This is a genomic window from Alcanivorax sp. IL3, assembly GCF_047495465.1.
Lineage (GTDB): Bacteria > Pseudomonadota > Gammaproteobacteria > Pseudomonadales > Alcanivoracaceae > Alcanivorax > Alcanivorax jadensis.
On sequence record NZ_CP179931.1, the window covers coordinates 3,578,688 to 3,593,362 of the forward strand.

13 protein-coding genes and 2 pseudogenes are annotated in these 14,675 nt (G+C 57.8%); 5 read left to right on the forward strand and 10 right to left on the reverse strand.

Annotated elements, in window-relative coordinates:
* Positions 1-19: 19 nt before the first annotated feature.
* From ACMG4M_RS16730 to rph, 3 genes are read right to left on the reverse strand one after another with little or no spacing between them, the layout of a single operon-like run.
* A complete protein-coding gene (locus tag ACMG4M_RS16730) occupies positions 20-640 on the reverse strand; it encodes a hypothetical protein (RefSeq protein ID WP_414430458.1) in 621 nt (206 codons plus the stop codon).
* A 2-nt stretch (positions 641-642) separates the two neighbouring features.
* The gene (gene pyrE, locus ACMG4M_RS16735; RefSeq protein WP_035248706.1) at positions 643-1,305 is read right to left on the reverse strand and encodes an orotate phosphoribosyltransferase; all 663 of its coding nucleotides are present in this window, start codon (positions 1,303-1,305) and stop codon (positions 643-645) included.
* A 9-nt stretch (positions 1,306-1,314) separates the two neighbouring features.
* Positions 1,315-2,031 carry a ribonuclease PH gene (gene rph, locus ACMG4M_RS16740; RefSeq protein ID WP_035248709.1) on the reverse strand — a complete coding sequence of 239 codons (717 nt, stop codon included), beginning with the start codon at positions 2,029-2,031 and terminating at the stop codon, positions 1,315-1,317.
* A gap of 158 nt (positions 2,032-2,189) precedes the next feature.
* Here rph and ACMG4M_RS16745 point away from each other — a divergent pair, with 158 nt between their 5' ends.
* The 4 genes from ACMG4M_RS16745 (at position 2,190) to ACMG4M_RS16760 (ending at position 6,472) form a co-directional block, all read left to right on the forward strand.
* Positions 2,190-3,041, forward strand: coding sequence for a YicC/YloC family endoribonuclease (locus ACMG4M_RS16745; RefSeq protein ID WP_414430459.1), 852 nt, complete (start codon positions 2,190-2,192; stop codon positions 3,039-3,041).
* A 292-nt stretch (positions 3,042-3,333) separates the two neighbouring features.
* Positions 3,334-4,551, forward strand: a complete 1,218-nt coding sequence (locus tag ACMG4M_RS16750) for a tyrosine-type recombinase/integrase (protein WP_414430460.1) — start codon at positions 3,334-3,336, stop codon at positions 4,549-4,551.
* Between the two features lie 449 nt (positions 4,552-5,000).
* On the forward strand, positions 5,001-5,315 hold the full coding sequence (locus tag ACMG4M_RS16755; protein WP_052042919.1) for a helix-turn-helix domain-containing protein: 315 nt from the start codon (positions 5,001-5,003) through the stop codon (positions 5,313-5,315).
* Positions 5,316-5,548: 233 nt separating this feature from the next.
* Complete coding sequence (locus ACMG4M_RS16760; protein ID WP_035248713.1) at positions 5,549-6,472, forward strand: alpha/beta hydrolase; 924 nt, start codon at positions 5,549-5,551, stop codon at positions 6,470-6,472.
* A 74-nt stretch (positions 6,473-6,546) separates the two neighbouring features.
* Here the strand turns inward: ACMG4M_RS16760 and ACMG4M_RS16765 are convergent, their stop codons facing one another.
* The 7 genes and pseudogenes from ACMG4M_RS16765 to ACMG4M_RS16795 all read right to left on the reverse strand — a co-directional run bounded on the left by ACMG4M_RS16765 (position 6,547) and on the right by ACMG4M_RS16795 (position 13,755).
* Positions 6,547-7,116, reverse strand: a complete 570-nt coding sequence (locus ACMG4M_RS16765) for a LysR substrate-binding domain-containing protein (RefSeq protein WP_231866110.1) — start codon at positions 7,114-7,116, stop codon at positions 6,547-6,549.
* 189 nt (positions 7,117-7,305) lie between these two features.
* A pseudogene (locus ACMG4M_RS16770) lies at positions 7,306-7,432 on the reverse strand (LysR family transcriptional regulator); the annotation flags it as partial.
* A gap of 194 nt (positions 7,433-7,626) precedes the next feature.
* A pseudogene (locus tag ACMG4M_RS16775) lies at positions 7,627-7,788 on the reverse strand (integrase core domain-containing protein); the annotation flags it as partial.
* 19 nt (positions 7,789-7,807) lie between these two features.
* Positions 7,808-8,167 (reverse strand): iron-containing alcohol dehydrogenase, encoded by a 360-nt coding sequence (locus ACMG4M_RS16780; RefSeq protein WP_082844634.1) that lies wholly within the window; start codon positions 8,165-8,167, stop codon positions 7,808-7,810.
* 163 nt (positions 8,168-8,330) lie between these two features.
* A complete protein-coding gene (locus ACMG4M_RS16785; RefSeq protein ID WP_063508269.1) occupies positions 8,331-9,512 on the reverse strand; it encodes a lipid-transfer protein in 1,182 nt (393 codons plus the stop codon).
* A gap of 23 nt (positions 9,513-9,535) precedes the next feature.
* The gene (locus ACMG4M_RS16790; RefSeq protein WP_063508268.1) at positions 9,536-12,523 is read right to left on the reverse strand and encodes a peroxisomal multifunctional enzyme type 2; all 2,988 of its coding nucleotides are present in this window, start codon (positions 12,521-12,523) and stop codon (positions 9,536-9,538) included.
* Between the two features lie 56 nt (positions 12,524-12,579).
* The gene (locus ACMG4M_RS16795; RefSeq protein WP_063508267.1) at positions 12,580-13,755 is read right to left on the reverse strand and encodes an acyl-CoA dehydrogenase family protein; all 1,176 of its coding nucleotides are present in this window, start codon (positions 13,753-13,755) and stop codon (positions 12,580-12,582) included.
* Between the two features lie 162 nt (positions 13,756-13,917).
* On the opposite strand from ACMG4M_RS16795, the gene ACMG4M_RS16800 reads away from it, so the two are divergent.
* Positions 13,918-14,583, forward strand: a complete 666-nt coding sequence (locus ACMG4M_RS16800; RefSeq protein ID WP_035248720.1) for a TetR/AcrR family transcriptional regulator — start codon at positions 13,918-13,920, stop codon at positions 14,581-14,583.
* Positions 14,584-14,675: the final 92 nt, after the last annotated feature.

A 14,675-nucleotide genomic window follows, 5' to 3' on the forward strand; every position in this document is an offset into this window, starting at 1 on the left:
CTACAGCAAAGGGGCAAGGTTAACGTTCTGTCTTCTCGATTTCCTTCAGTCGCTGGATAATAGGCGCATATTCCTTTTTCGCCGCGTCGATATCGGTTTCGAACTCCACCAGCTTTTCTTCTGTCAGCTCAATCTGGCGCTTCAGGCGCTCAATGGCCTCCTGAACGCCATCCGGCACATCGCGACCGGCTCGCTCATTCCGGGCCGCTACTGCAATCTCGTCATCAAGCTTCATCTGTAGCTGGGCCAGGCTGTTTTCTTCATAGCTGATGCTAAGCTCCAGGGCATCGATCTTGCGATCCATGGCACGTACCGCATCTTCCGGCCCCGCATACAGGCGCACGAGCTCCTTGTCTTCACGGGCCTGACGAGCCCGCTGCAGACGAACCTCCCGGGCCTCTTCGTCATTCAGATTAACGCCGTCCACATCTTCCAGGACCCGCCCGTGCTGATCCAGCAGCTGATAACCGCTACGCATGGCGTCAGTGGTCAGAGTACGGTTCAGGTGAACCACTCCATCGGCAGTCACATGCCGAAAATAGGCCCCGTCCGGCATGCGCTCACTGGCGCGTTGTCCAAATCGCGCAGCCAGTGTTGGCGCCGACAGAATCAACACCAGAATCAGAGCAATAGATCTCATTATTATTCCACTCCATAACGCTCCCGGTACTGCCGCATACGGTACACCATGGGCTCGCTATCCGGTTGCTGTTCCAGCCAGTGGATAATATCGTTCATCGCCACGATACTGCCCACCGGCACCCCCAACGATTGCTCCACTTCCTGAATCGCCGACAGCCCCCTCCCTGCTTCGGAAGGCTCCTTGCCGCATTCCTGACGATCCAGTGCCACCATGACCCCCGCCATGGTGGCATCGGTCTTCTCGAACAGCGCCGCCACTTCACGGATCGCAGTACCCGCAGTGATCACATCATCAATTACCAGCACCCGGCCCTGTAAGGGCGCCCCTACCAGCCAGCCGCCTTCGCCATGATCCTTGGCTTCCTTGCGGTTGAAGGCCCAGGGCAAATCGCGACCATGGTGTTCGGCCAGCGCCACCGCCACCGCTGCCACCAGTGGAATGCCTTTATAGGCCGGCCCGAATAGCATATCGAATTCCTGCCCGGAGGCGACGATGGCGTCCGCATAATAGCGACCCAGCCGCGCCAGGGCCTCACCGGTATTGAAGGTGCCCGCGTTGAAGAAGTACGGGCTCTTGCGACCGGACTTGAGTGTGAATTCGCCGAATTTCAGCGCTTCACGCTCCTGGGCAAAACGCAGAAAATGCTTCTTGTAGTTCTTCATTGTCTGTCCTTACCAGCCCAGCACCTGCTGTTGGGCCTGAATGATTTCACCAATGCCCTTTTCCGCCAGCCCCAGCAGAGTGTCGGACTGTTCGCGGGTAAAGGGAGCCCCTTCGGCAGAGCCCTGGATTTCGATAAAGCCGCCCTGCTGAGTCATGACCACGTTCATGTCGGTACCGGCATTGGAATCTTCGGCATAGTCCAGATCCAGCACCGGCTCGTCCTTGTAGACCCCCACGGATACTGCGCCGACCAGACCGGTGAGCGGGTCATCCTTGATCTTCTTGGTTTCCAGCAAATGGGAAAAGGCATCCACCAGGGCCACGCAGGCACCGGAAATGGATGCGGTGCGGGTGCCGCCATCAGCCTGCAGTACATCACAATCCAGGAAGATGGTGCGCTCACCCAGCTTTTTCATATCTACGGCAGCACGCAGGGAACGACCGATCAGACGCTGGATTTCAAGGGTACGGCCACCCTGCTTGCCCCGGGAAGCCTCGCGACCGGAGCGGGTGTGGGTGGAACGGGGCAGCATGCCGTACTCGGCAGTGATCCAGCCCTGGCCCTTGCCCTTCAGAAAGCGCGGCACACCTTCCTCTACGGACGCGGTACACAGCACCTTGGTATCCCCGAAAGCGACCAGCACACTGCCCTCGGCGTGAACGGTGTAGTTGCGGGTGAAGCTCAGTTCACGCAGCTGATCGTGGGCTCGGCCGGAAGGACGCATGGAAACTCCTGAAGTGTCTTGAATGCAAAAGGGCCGCCATTGTAGCAAAGGCAGGGGCGGTTATGCCTGCCTGGTGGGTCATTAGGCCCGATGGGCCCTCGTGGTCTAGACTAAGGGGCCTTTCCAACAGCTGTTTCGAGGTTCACATGATCTGCAGTATGACCGCTTTCGCCCGCGCCGACCGTCATCTGGAAGGCTACAGCCTGGTCTGGGAGATCAAAGCCGTGAATCATCGCTACCTGGAGGTGAGCCCGCGTCTGCCCGATGCCTTGCGCGCCCTGGAAAACGGCGTGCGTGAGAAATGCCGCAAGGCGCTGGCCCGGGGCAAGGTGGAAGTGACCCTGCGCTACCAGCAGGACGATAGCGAGGTCTCCCTGGAGCTCAACGAGGAGTTGGTAAAGCAGCTTTCCGACGTGTCCCGCCGGGTCGGTGATATCGTCCAGCATCCGGGCCAAGTCAACCCCATGGAAATCCTGCGCCATCCTGGCGTGCTCAGCACCCGCAAGCTGGATGTGGAACTGCTGCAGAACGAATCCCAGTCCCTGCTGGATGAAGCCCTCGACGCCCTTATCGACACTCGCCGCCGGGAAGGCGAGCAACTGGGCCAGCTGATCGTCGACCGGCTGGATGGCATCGGCACCCAGATCGATATCGTCAAAGCCGCCATCCCCCGCATCAAGGAAGCCCAGCGCGAACGCCTGCGTACCCGCATTCAGGATGTGATCGAGTCCCCGGACCCGGACCGGCTGGAGCAGGAGCTGGTAATGCTGGCCCAGAAAATGGACGTGGACGAAGAGCTGGATCGCCTGGTTACCCACGTCAGCGAAGTGCGCCGCATTCTCAAGAAAGGCGGCCACATCGGCCGCCGCCTGGATTTCCTGATGCAGGAACTCAACCGCGAAGCCAACACCCTGGCAAGTAAATCCGTGGACAGCGAGACCACCGCGGCAGCGGTGGAACTGAAAGTGCTGATCGAGCAGATGCGGGAACAGATCCAGAATATCGAGTAAAATCCAGGGAAGTCCATAATTGCATTTAATATATTGTTTTTAAAGGATTAAATCCGACCTCCAGTCCATGGAAATCCACTGTCATCCACCCCTATCCAGACAAAAGTGGTGGGCAAAATGGTGGGCAAAAACGTGACTTTTTCCTCCCTGACACCTATATTGACCTGAAATGGTGGGCAGCTCTCAAGGGGCTGCCTGCAAACCATTGATGACAGAGAAATTTTCTCTTTAATCAACAAACAAAAAGTGGTGGGCAGCCTGTTTTTATAGGCTCAAACGCCACAAGGTCAAAATGAGCAAACTCACCGCCACTCAGATCAAGTCTTTGGCAAAGCAGGCCCCCAAGAAACACACCGATGGCGGCGGCCTCTATTTCTGTGTACGCAAGTCCGGCATGCCCTACTGGATGCTACGCTACAGCGCCCAGGGCAAGCGCCACGAAATCACCTTGGGTCAATACCCACAGATGTCCCTGGGTGACGCCCGGGAAGCCGCTGTGCTAACCAAGCAAGGCATCCGAACGGGCACCGACCCACTCCAGGAAAGGGCCAAAGTTGTCCAGCCCAACATCCGCACCGTCAAAGACCTCTTCCAGGACTGGCATGAAACCGATCTGTCCCGGCGCCTGAAACACCCCAACATCCCCAAGCGCATCTATCAGAAAGAAATTCACCCTGTGATCGGCCTCTACCCAATTGCCGACGTCACCCCAAGGGATATCCGGGCCGTCCTGCAGCGCGTCCAGCGCAGCAACCGCCCCACCATCGCCAATGACACCCTGATGTACATGAAGCAGCTGTTTCGTCATGGCATCAAACTGGACCTGTGCCAGAACAACCCGGCCAGCCCATTCACAGTCAGCGACGCCGGCGGCGTCGAAGCCAGCCGGGAGCGCACCCTGACGCTGGAAGAAATCGAACATGTCTTTGGGGTCTTCCGTGAACACATCAGCAGCTTTGGTCGAGACAACTATCGGGCCTGCTGCTTGTTCCTGGTGCTAGGCGTTAGAAAAAGCGAGCTATGCGAAGCCCGCTGGGAAGAATTCGACCTCGAGGCCGGAATCTGGGATCTCTCCAAAGAGCGCAGCAAGACTGGCGCAGCGATCACCATCCCTCTGCCAACCCAAGCCATTGAGTGGCTAAAAGTACAGCAAGGCCATGCCTGCGGCTCCCCCTATGTGTTCCCTGCCAGGCGCGCCAGCAAACGCCCCCACATGGGCCCTGACACCCTGAACCGCGCCATTTCCAAGCTATTTGGCCGAGAGGCTGGCCGGAAGATGCAGCCACCCAACAAAATGGGCGACCTGGAGCACTTCACCATCCACGACCTCCGACGCACCTTCCGCAGCCTCGCGGCTGCGGAAGGCGTGCCGAGTCATGTGGCGGAACGGTGTTTGAATCACAAGTTGAAGGGAGTTGAGGGGATTTATGATCGGTATGATTATTTCGAGGAGCGGAAAATAGCTCACCAGCGAGTAGCCAACGCCATAGAAGCCTTAATACACCTATGATGTACAGGTGTGTTTAGGCTGTATTTATTGACTATCGACAACCATAAGCCAAGACCCTGAACTACAACCTATACAAAGAATCGGGATTTTGATGGACTCGCTTGGACACCTCTGGACAATCAGCAGCCTGCATCACACAACAGCAAATGTGGCCACGAATCGCTGTCCTGCTACCCTGCGCCGCCCAATGGCTTATGCATAATCTTTTAACCTGATCCAGCTCCCTAGCGCCACAGGTTGTCGCTTCTGCCTCGGATTCATTTTTGCCAGCCAGGTTGTTTAGTCAATCTATAACCGCTCAAGATACTGGCCGCTTGCGAAAAGATGGCGCCGCTTATACGCAGGGAAATTTGTTGGAGCCTGTTGTGCTCGCCGCTGGGGGGGGGCGGCGGCGTTACACCAAATCGGCAGAAAGACAGCGACATCACTCGCATCGGTCGGGTCACGACTTGGATGCATGCGAATTATCAAAAGTCTTTCAAAGTCGGGGAGCTGACCGCTATGCCGAATATAAGCCCCGCGTTTTTCATCGGCATTTCAAGACCATCAGCCAGCTAACCCAGGTGCAGTTCCAGGAGCGGGTGCGTTTGCAGGAAGCCTGGCGGCTGCTATTCAGCGAGCAGGACGTGGCCAGCGTTGATTACCTGGTCGGTTATGAAAGCCCGTCCCAGTTCAGCCGCGACTACCACAAGCTTTTTGGTGCTCCGTCAGATCGAGACAAGGCGATGATGCGGTCTAGTTTGGCGATTGAGAGTGGGGTTTAGGTGCTCGTAGACATGGAGCTGGCCTACCCCCCTTTGGGGTACGAAATAAGAGATCTGGGAAGATATTGCATCATGCAGTAAAGCGCAGTGTCGAAAATGTAGTACTGCCTTAATTCATTGGCTAAGCTAATAACCCCTTCCTTAAATTGCCATCTAATCAGAACAATCCCCGCTTGCTACCGTGAATCCCATAGTCACTGACCAACCTAATGGATTCACAAGAGGGTAAGACCATGAAAGCTGTGAGCTTCAAGAACCGTAATGTCGATGTGGCCGCCAATCTGTACTTCCCGGAAGGCTTTGATGCGTCCCGGCAGTACCCCACGATTATCTGTGCGCACCCGATCAGTAGCTGCAAGGAGCAGACCTCCGGTGCGATCTATGCCGCCCGGCTGGCGAAAATGGGGTATGTGACGCTGGCGTTTGATGCGTCCTTCCAGGGGGAAAGTGGTGGCGAGCCACGTTTTCTGGAAGACCCGGCGACCCGGGTGGAGGACTTCCGCTGTGCGGTGGACTATCTGGTGACCCAGGATTTTGTGGATGAGAGCCGCATCGGGGTGCTGGGTATTTGTGGCGGTGGCGGTTATGCCGTGCATGCGGCCATGACGGAGCGTCGTATCAAGGCGGTGGGCACCGTGGTGGCGGCCAACTATGGGCGGCTGATGCGCGAGGGGGATATGTCCCCGAATGCAGCGATCCAGACCCTGGAGGCCATTGGCCAGCAGCGTACCGCCGAGGCCCGTGGGGCGGAGCCGCTGATCACCGGCTATATTCCCAACTCGAAAGACGAGTGTGAGCAGGCAGGCATTACCGATATTGATGTGGTGGAAGCGGTGGATTACTACACCACGCCGCGCGGGCAGCAGCCGGGTTCCCCCAACAAGCTGCGTTTCTCAGGGCTGGCACCGGCAGTGGCCTTCGATGCGTTCCATCTGGCTGAGCATCTGCTGACCCAGCCGCTGCAAGTCATCATCGGCAGCAAGACCGGGGCCTTCGGTTCTCACCGGGATGGCTACGAGCTGTATGGCCGTGCGGCGTCGAAAAACAAGGATCTGCTGGTGGTCGATGGTGCCAGCCATTATGACCTGTACGATCAGCCGCAAGCGGTGGATCAGGCGTTGGCAAAACTGCAGCAGTTTTATCAGGATCACTTGTAACACATCGCGACAGCATCAAGGGCGGCCAGGTTGGTCGCCCTTTTTTATATTCGGTCGATTGGTTTCGAGAGCTCTCAGGTAAGGCGCAAGGCATCAACCACCATGGCAAAGGCAGTGGAGGCCTTGCGGCGGCTGGTGTAATAGAGGTGATAGCCGGGAAAGGTGTGGCTATAGCGATCCAGCACGGAGATCAGGCTGCCGTCGTCCAGTCCCGGCTGGGCCAGGGCTTCTGGAAGGTAGGCCAGGCCCATGCCGTCTTTGGCCGCTTGCAGCACTTGCAGGATGCTGTTGAATACCAGTTGTCCTTCCGTGTGGGTTTTCACTTCTTTCTTGCGTACCTGAAACAGCCAGGGGAAGACGCCGCCCTGGGTGGGCAGGCGCAGGTTGATGGCGTTGTGTGCCACCAGGTCCTGGGGTTTTTGCGGTGGCGTGTGTCGGTTGAAGTAGTCCGGTGAGCCCACCACGACCATGCGGATCGGCGGGCAGATCGGTACTGCAATCATGTCCTTGGCAATCAGTCCGGCGCGGCGTACCCCGGCATCGAATCGTTCCTTGGCAATATCCACCAGTCCATAGTCCACGCTTAGTTCCACCTTGATATCCGGGTGGTCACGCAGCAGGGGCTGCAGGGCTGGCCACAGCACGGTGGAGACGGCAAATTCATCGGCGGTGATGCGTACGGTGCCGGCGGGTTTGCCCTTGAGCGAGTGCAGCTCCGCCAGCCCGGCGTCGATATCGTCCAGCGCCGGCCCTACCAGTTCCAGCAGCCGGTCGCCGGCTTCCGTGGTGGTGACGCTGCGGGTGGTGCGGTTGAGCAGCTTCAGGTCCAGCCGCTCCTCCAGGTTACGCAGGGTCTGACTGAGGGGACTGGGACACACCCAGCCCGGCGGCGGCGCGGGTAAAGCTCTGTTCCCGAGCCACGGCCATAAAGGCGATCAGATCGTTCAGGTTCTCTTTCATGACTAATTAGCTGCGCTAATGGCTGATTCGGTATTGATCATGAAAGCATGAAGCGCGGAGGGGTGCCAGATTTAGTGATTCATGCGTGTCACCGACGTCTATCACGGAAAGCAGAATCGTTCTACGGGCTCACTGAGGAAGCAATCCATGAAGGTGTAATCCACCCATTTTTCATCGCTCGTTTGAGTATAGAGTCACTGTAGCAATCGGGCCGGAGGCACTCCGCCAATGGCCGAATTGGGCCATCCGTTATTGTATTGCCACCGCCACTGTGTGGTTAATAGCTGGGCATGGGCAACGCAGGTGAACTCGTGGAGATCCAGCCACTCGCGCCATGTCGTTCGATTAAATCGTTGTCCCCGTTTCCACAAAACCTCAGGCCTGCATCTTCTTCAACAGTGCCTCACACACCGTCTGATTCATATAGCGCGGTACCGCATAACTGAAATGCGCTTCCTGCAATGCAGCCCTGGCAATGTCGGGAACATCTTCGCTGCGCAATGCGTCCAGCTTCTCGGGAATGCCAAGCTCCTGTTTCAGTTCGCGGACACGTTTGATGAATTTTCCTGCCAGCGCTTCATCGGTTTCACCGCCCTGCTCCAGGCCGCTGACGCGGGCCAGTTCGGCCAGGCGCTCAATGCAGGCGGGGGCGGAATATTCGAGTACGTGAGGCAGCACAATGGCATTCGCCAGGCCATGGGGCGTGTGATAGTGGGCGCCGAAGTTGTGGGCAATGCCGTGGGCGTAGCCAAGACCGGCGCGGTGAGAAGCTGGCCTTTACTACCTTGCTTTTACTTTTTGTCGTTACCGCATTCATCCCGGACCTCCTTAACAGGGAAGCCGGCCTGCGAACCGGCAGGCCGGCACCCTGTATGTGACAGTTCAGTCTTTACGGTACTCAGTCATTGCGATACATGGTTACCACACAGGCACCACCCAGACCGAGGTTATGCTGCAAGGCCACCCGTGCACCGTCTACCTGACGCTTGTCCGCCTGACCGCGCAACTGCCACACCAGCTCAGTACATTGCGCCAGCCCGGTGGCGCCCAACGGATGGCCCTTGGACAGCAGGCCACCGGATGGATTGGTCACATACTTGCCGCCATAGGTGTTGTCACCATCCCAGATGAATTGCTCCGCACCGCCTTCCGGGCACAGACCCAGGCCTTCATAAGTGAGCAGCTCATTGGCGGTAAAACAGTCATGCAACTCGACCACATTGATGTCTTGCGGACCAATGCCGGCCTGCTCGTACACACTCTCTGCAGCCGCGCGTGTCATGTCGTAGCCGACCATCTTGATCATGGATTTTTCGTCAAAGCTGCTGGCGAAATCCGTGGTCATGGCCTGGGCGGCGATATACACCGGATTCTCAATGCCATGCTTTTTCGCGAACTCGTCCGAGCACAGGATCGCCGCACCGGCACCACAGGTGGGAGGACAGCACTGGAAGCGGGTGAGCGGATCAAACACCTCGTCGGACGCCATGATTTCTTCCAGCGACAGCACCTGGTTGAACAGCGCGTAGGGGTTGTTGCCGGCATGGCGGCGCGCCTTCTCGGCGATCTTGCCGAAGGTTTCCCGTTTGGTGCCGTGCTGCCACCGGTACTCGCGGCCCGCGCCACCGAACATCTGTGCCGCCGGCGGCGCCTGGTTGAAACCCTGCGCATCCATCATCACCTGCGCATGCTGACTCATGGGGTTTTCGCGATCATTGAACTTGGAGCCCAGCGCCCCGCGTTCCATTTTCTCGAAACCGAGCGCAATCACACATTCGGCCAAGCCGCCCTCGATGGCCTGGCGGGCCAGGAACAGGGCCGACGACCCGGTGGAGCAGTTGTTGTTCACATTGACCACAGGAATACCGGTCAATCCCAGCTCATACACGGCGCGCTGACCACAAGTGGAATCGCCGTAGACATAACCGCAGAACGCCTGCTCCACATCGCTGTACTGGATGCCGGCATCCTTCATGGCGGCGAGGCCTGCAGCCTTTGCCATCACATGGTAATCATCGCTGGCACCGGGCTTGGCAAACTTGGTCATCCCGACACCGATTACATTCACTCTACGTTTCATTGTCGTTTCTCCGAATTCGGGTGTTACAGGATTTGTTCGAGTTTGCGTACCAGCGACAGATCACCGTCCACGCGCATGTCGCCTTGCTGATACAGGGCGCGCAAGGCCACCTTGCCGGTAATCAGATCGGCCAGCTTGCCGTCGTCCAGTGTCATCACCGCCGCAGCGTCTTTTTCGCCGCTGGAGACAGCAGGCGACGAATCGGACAGGTCGATAAACCAGGCACTGTCAGGGCGTTGTACCTTGATCTGCAATACACCACCCTGCCCGCCGATGGCGGACAATTTTTCCGCCAGCTGCGGCAGCACTTTTTCCGCCTGCGGTTCTTTCTGCTTTTTCGGTGGCGCGGCGGCGGTGTCCGGCTGGCCGGAGGCCAGTCGCTTGTCCCGCGCCTGATCCACCAGCTTCGGGTCCATGCCCTGCAACACGGTGAGCTTGTTGGAGGCCATCACATTGCCGTCGATCTTCAGCTCGCCACCGAAGAACAGTTTCTGCACGGCGGCCAGGTCACCGCCAAACAGGGTCGGCGCATGTTTGGTATCCAGTTCCAGCGTCACATCCGCCTTGTCCAGTTGCCCCGGCCCGGCGGTGCCCGGTGCATTCTTCAGATCGATATAGAAATCCTGATCCGGGTTGCTGAACGCAAACTGGAAGCTGGTGCCGGTCTTCTCGATCAGGTCCGGGTTGTCGGCGATGAAGTGGCCGATGGCACTGAACACATCCACCATGGTCGGCTCCTGCGATTCGACCGGTGCGGCGGCAGCTTGTGAACCACCACCGTCAGCCACACGCTTGTCGCGTTCCTGTTCGGCCAGTTTCGGGTCCATGTCCTGCAACACGGTCAACTTGTTGGAGGCCATCACGTTGCCGGAGATTTTCAGCTCACCACCGAAGAACAGTTTCTGCACGGCAGCGAGATCGCCACCAAACACGGTGGAAAGGTGCTCGCTGTCCAGTGCCAGGGTCACGTCCGGTTTGTCAATCGTGCCCGGCCCTGCCGCGCCCGGTGCATTTTTCAGGTCAATAAAGAACTGCTGATCCGGATTGCTGAACTCGAACAGGAAACTGGTGCCGGTCTGGTCGACCAGTTCCGGCTTCTGCTCGATGTAGGTCGCCACCGCGGCGAACACATCGTCAGGCGTCACCGCCTGCTCCACCTGCGGCGCAGAATCTTCCTCGGCGGAAGCCTGCTCCGGCACCGGCGCCTCTGCCGGAATCTCGGAGAACAGCTCGATGGCGGCATTCTTCAGCACCACCTCGTTACGCTCTTTCACCCAGGTTTCGAAGATGATGCGGTTATCGGATTCCTTCCACATGCGTGTTTCCAGGGTTTCACCCGGGAACACCGTCTTGGCAAAGCGCACCTTGATGCTCTTGAAGTAACGGCCATCGTTATTGCTGAACGCCTTGATCACATGGCGGCCCGCGTAACCAAAGGTACAAAGCCCGTGCAGGATCGGTTTGTCATAGCCAAAGGCCTTGGCAAACGCCGGGTCCGCATGCAGCGGGTTCCAGTCACCGCACAGGCGGTACAGCAATGTCTGGTTGGCGTCGGTTTTTTCCTCGATCACCGCATCCGGTTCGCGGGCGGGCGGCACATTGATCTCGCCGGAATCGCCACGCTCACCGCCCCAGCCACCGGCACCTTTCACGAACGAGGTCATCTCGTTGTAGGCCACCTCGTTACCGTTCTCGTCGGTGGAAGTAATGGCGAAGGTGACGACTGCGTTCGGGTCCTTGTCCAGCGCCTTCTTGAATTTGAAGGTGTGTTTCAGCTTGGCATGCGGCGGCAGTGGCCGCTTGATCTCGGTGTACTGCTCACCATGCAGTAAGCGGTCAAAACCAAAGTTCATCCCCGGCAAGGTCAGCGCACCTTCCTTCGCCGCTTTCAGCATCGCGCCGATCTGCGGCATGACGCCATAGGTGGGCAACGCCTGGAAATTGCCGCCCAGCTCGTAGACGAATTTCAGTTCATCTTTATCGAGCGGGTCACGGGCGGCGCCAACACTCAGCGCGTACAGCGACAAATCATTTTCATCATAGGCCGATTCCAGCTCGACGCTTTCCTTGCTGGCCACATCCAGATCGATGAACTCGTTGCCGCCCAGAGACGGATTATTGATGTTGTCGAGGATCGGCGAGAAGGATTCGTTGACGTTGGACGGATGATCCGCGTCGGTAAAATCGGTGATCTTGTCCCAGCGACGGGCCACATCATCGACGCTGAATGCCTTGCCGAGCGGGAAGTTGTTGCCCTGGGTGCGCTCCCAGCGCAGCTTGCTGATGTAACCGGCGCCCACTTCGAAGATGCCCTTGGTCTCTTCACAGTCTTCATGACACAACCAGGCCACCAGTGGGCTGACCGCTTCCGGCTTCAGGTTTTCCAGCAGATTCGGCGGCATGATGGTTTCCGTCAGCCGCGAGGCGGCAATCGGCGCGATGGTATTCACATGAATGTTCTTGCTGCGCCCTTCCTCGGCCAGACAGTTGGCCAGCCCGGCCAGTCCCAGCTTGGCGGCACAGTAGTTGGCCTGACCGAAGTTGCCATACAGGCCCGCTGCCGAGGTGGTCATGATGATGCGGCCATAGCCCTTCTCGCGCATGATCGGCCAGGCCGCATGGGTCACGCTCATGGAGCCTTCCAGGTGGACTTTTAGCACCAGGTCCCAGTCCTGCTTCGACATCTTGGCGAAGCTCACATCACGCAAGATGCCAGCATTGTTGACCACGATGTCCACGGTGCCGAAGTTATCCAGGGCGGTCTGCACTATCGACTCGCCGTTTTCCACGGAGTCATAGTTGGCAACCGCTTTTCCCCCCATGGCCCGGATCTCTTCCACCACCTTGTCTGCGGCGGACGATGACTTGCCATCACCGTGGGCACTACCACCCAGATCGTTAACCACCACCTTGCAGCCGCGCTCGGCCAGGGTCAGTGCATGCTGGCGGCCCAACCCGCCCCCGGCACCGGTGACGATGGCCACACGATCATCAAAACGACGTTCTGCCATGATGCTTTCCTCTTTTCATTCCCGGGCCCACTTGCCGCGCGAGCCCGGGAAAATCTTTAGATAGAGCGGGAAATGAGTTCTTTCATGATTTCGTTGGTGCCGCCGTAGATGCGGTTGGCACGGGTGTCGATATAGGCGCGGGCGATGGGGTACTCGAGCATGTAGCCGTAGCCACCGTGTAGCTGCACACAGCGATCAACCACATTACTGAGCAAATCGGACACCCAGTACTTGGCCGCACAGGCTGCCTCGGGGGACAAGGCATTGCGCACCACCAACTCCATACAGCGATCCACATAGACCCGCGCAATCTGGATTTCAGAACGCATCTCGGCCAGTTCAAAACGGGTGTTCTGGAACGCCGCCACCGGCTTGCCAAACGCCTGCCTCTGTTTCACATATTCCACGGTGGTTGCCAGCGCATGCTCGGCAGCCGACGCACAGATGATGGCGATCATCATCCGCTCCCAGGCCAACTCCTTCATCAAGGCAATAAAGCCCATACCCTCGGCGCCCAGCAGGTTTTCCTTAGGCACCTTGACGTTGTCGAAGAACAACTCGCAGGTGTCCTGCCCGCGCATGCCCACTTTCTTCAGCGGCTTGCCCTTGGAGAAGCCCTCGCGATCCGCCTCGATAATCATCAGGGATACACTTTGTGCTCCCAGATCCGCCGGCCCGGTTCGCACCGCCACCACCGCCATGTCACAGAGGTAACCGTTGGTGATAAAGATTTTCGAGCCATTCACCACATAGTGATCACCCTCAAGGGTGGCAGTGGTCTTGATGCGCTGCAGATCGGAACCGGTACCCGGCTCGGTCATGGCCACGGCAGTGACCGCTTCACCGGTGGCCATTTTGGGCAACCACTGGCTTTTCTGTTCATGGGAGCCAAAGTTGTTGATGTAGTTGGCAACAATGTCCGAATGCAGCGCAAAGCCGCTGGCCGAATCACCCACCCGGGCCTGCTCTTCCATAAGAATCATCGAGTAGAGGCGGTCAACGCCGCAGCCACCGTATTCCTCGGGCATGGTGGCACACAGCAGCCCAAGCTCACCCGCCTTGTTCCACAGCTCGCGATCGAGATGCTGCTGCTCTTCCCACTTCTCGTGATAAGGGGCAATTTCCGTCTCGAAGAAACGTCGAGCGGTGGCGCGAAACGCTTCATGGTCTTCATTGAACAGGGTACGGGGAATCATTGGCGACACAGCCGCCGGTACATGCACGTCACTCATTACAGGTTTTCCACTGTTGATTCATAAACATGACAAGAACTCTATAACTTACAATACGTACGTTCAACTTGTTTTTAATCGTTCGCGCGCATAAGCTATATATCGTTTAGAATCAGCATCCTACGCCAGAGAAAGCAAACCCGACAACAGGCAGATAACGTCATGAAGGCACAGCGACGAACCCAGGAACAACGTAGCGATGCCATGCGAGAACGCATCATCCAGGCGGTACTCACGTGTCTTGAGAAGGACGGATTTGCAGGCACGACAGTGAGTCGCATCATCGAGGTCGCTGGCGTTTCCCGGGGAGCACCGCTACACCATTTCCACAGCAAAGCCGCCATGATTGCCGCTGCTGCCGAGCAACTGATTCGCCAGCAATATATTCAACTGGGCAAAGCCATTGCCAAGCTGCACGGCTCTGAGGACCGACTGGAAGAGCTGATCTTTGGCGCCTGGAAAAATGTCTTTGATCAACCGGAATACATCCCGTTGATGCAGCTACTGACCGCCAGCCAGCACGATCAGGAACTCGCCGCCATTTTGCAGCGCGTCTGGACATCCAGTTATTTCATCGTGGGTAACGCAGCCGATCACTACCTGGAGGCCACCAAGGAAGATACCGATGTGCGCTCGATGATGATGTTGACGCAATGGCTATTGCGCGGCATGGCACAGGACCTGCACATCGTTGCGGACAAGGCGCTGTTTGACCGTTATCTGAAGCTTTGGTGTGACACGCTTGCCCTTCACTTGCGAGCTAGGGCGGGCGTAACGACACCGCCCCCTTATCCACCCAGGTGGGATCTACCGCTGACTGATGTTTGACGGTAGCTATCTCAGCACGCCATGTTTATGTCAACGTATCGCTTATCCAATACTCGATATGTCACAGCATTTCGCCCCTGGCTAGCAGCGAT

What these genes read in the sequence shown, in the direction of transcription:
- ACMG4M_RS16800 (WP_035248720.1), top strand. Translation starts at nt 13,918, where the DNA reads ATGAAGGCACAGCGACGAACCCAGGAACAACGTAGCGATGCCATGCGA.
- ACMG4M_RS16795 (WP_063508267.1), bottom strand. Translation starts at nt 13,755, where the DNA reads ATGAGTGACGTGCATGTACCGGCGGCTGTGTCGCCAATGATTCCCCGT.
- rph (WP_035248709.1), bottom strand. Translation starts at nt 2,031, where the DNA reads ATGCGTCCTTCCGGCCGAGCCCACGATCAGCTGCGTGAACTGAGCTTC.
- ACMG4M_RS16745 (WP_414430459.1), top strand. Translation starts at nt 2,190, where the DNA reads ATGACCGCTTTCGCCCGCGCCGACCGTCATCTGGAAGGCTACAGCCTG.
- ACMG4M_RS16730 (WP_414430458.1), bottom strand. Translation starts at nt 640, where the DNA reads ATGAGATCTATTGCTCTGATTCTGGTGTTGATTCTGTCGGCGCCAACA.
- ACMG4M_RS16760 (WP_035248713.1), top strand. Translation starts at nt 5,549, where the DNA reads ATGAAAGCTGTGAGCTTCAAGAACCGTAATGTCGATGTGGCCGCCAAT.
- ACMG4M_RS16790 (WP_063508268.1), bottom strand. Translation starts at nt 12,523, where the DNA reads ATGGCAGAACGTCGTTTTGATGATCGTGTGGCCATCGTCACCGGTGCC.
- pyrE (WP_035248706.1), bottom strand. Translation starts at nt 1,305, where the DNA reads ATGAAGAACTACAAGAAGCATTTTCTGCGTTTTGCCCAGGAGCGTGAA.
- ACMG4M_RS16785 (WP_063508269.1), bottom strand. Translation starts at nt 9,512, where the DNA reads ATGAAACGTAGAGTGAATGTAATCGGTGTCGGGATGACCAAGTTTGCC.
- ACMG4M_RS16750 (WP_414430460.1), top strand. Translation starts at nt 3,334, where the DNA reads ATGAGCAAACTCACCGCCACTCAGATCAAGTCTTTGGCAAAGCAGGCC.